At 68.7% G+C, this 1,103-nt stretch carries 1 protein-coding gene and 1 pseudogene; both read right to left on the reverse strand.

Translation table 11 applies throughout. The annotated features are described in order from the left end of the window. Positions 1-196: 196 nt before the first annotated feature. Positions 197-901 carry a DUF3159 domain-containing protein gene (locus AB4Y86_RS19435; RefSeq protein ID WP_441403751.1) on the reverse strand — a complete coding sequence of 235 codons (705 nt, stop codon included), beginning with the start codon at positions 899-901 and terminating at the stop codon, positions 197-199. Continuing rightward, positions 898-1,103, reverse strand: a pseudogene (locus tag AB4Y86_RS19440) (hypothetical protein); the annotation flags it as partial. The gene AB4Y86_RS19435 and the pseudogene AB4Y86_RS19440, both read right to left, overlap by 4 nt.

The following is a 1,103-nucleotide window of genomic DNA, read 5'->3' on the forward strand; positions in this document are numbered from 1 at the left end:
GTTCTTCGTCACCACGATCGTGGCGGAGGACGGCCTGCGTGGCCTGCTCTCGGCGCCCGAGGACCAGCACGGCCGCGAGGCCCAGCCCGCTGCCGACGACGGCTTCGACGGTTAGGCCCACCCGCTCCAAATAGTTGCGCTGTCACTAATGGCCGTTCCCAGGGCTGGGAGCGGCCATTAGTGACAGCGCATCCGGTCAGTTGGGCTGGGCAGTGCCGTCCGCGGGGGCGGGCGCCGGACGGGTGAGCAGCCAGGCCACCCACATTCCCAGGAGGTACAGCGGCGCGCCCATGATCAGCCGGGTGGTTGCCAGGCCCGCGAGGCCCGGCTCCCCCATCAGGTACAGGGGGACCTGGACGAGCAGCCGCAGGGCCAGGACCGAGATGATCACCCAGGTTCCGATCCGGTACGCCTTGACCCGCGCCGGATGCTTGCGCCAGTCCAGGCCCTCGTTGCGGATGAAACCGAACAGGAGCCCGGCGACAGGCCAGCGCACCGCGATCGAGATGGTCATCGCCAGGATGTAGCCGATGTTGGTGAAGAACCCCAGCACGTAGAAGTCCTCGGCTTTGCCGGTGGAGTTCGCCAGCCACGCTGAGAGCCCGACCCCGACAATCCCGGCCAGGGCCTGGGTCAGCGGCTTGCGCTGGACCAGCCGCGCGACAGTGAACACCGCCGCCACCGCCAGTGCGGCGACCAGGGCCGGCGTCAGCTCGCGGGTCGCGGTGAAGACAATCAGAAACACCAGGCCCGGAAGGATGCTTTCGGCGAGGCCCTGGACGCCGCCGGCGCTTTTGAGCACGTCGATGTTGCCGTTGCTGGAGCGGTGCAGGCCGGCCTTGGCCGCGTAGTTCTCGGCGAACTGGCTCACGGTTGGCTGGGGGTCTTCAGGCGTGCTCATTGCTCCTCCTTGCGGGAGAGTATTTCGTAGCGCGGATTGAACATGGTGGGCAACCCGTCCCGGATGGTGACCATGCCCTCAAGCCGGAGCTCCAGCCCTGCCTTGACCCCGGGGATGCGGCGCCGTCCCAGCCAAATCACGCGGAGCCGGTCGGCGGCCACGGGTCCGCGTGTGCRCCGGGTAGCAGGCTGCGTCGCGTGGC

The sequence above is a fragment of the Arthrobacter sp. 2YAF22_2 genome (assembly GCF_052114645.1).
Classification (GTDB): Bacteria; Actinomycetota; Actinomycetes; order Actinomycetales; family Micrococcaceae; genus Arthrobacter.

Bases quoted from the DNA above. Each gene is read 5' to 3' on its own strand.
- AB4Y86_RS19435 (WP_441403751.1), bottom strand. From the start codon at position 901: ATGAGCACGCCTGAAGACCCCCAGCCAACCGTGAGCCAGTTCGCCGAG.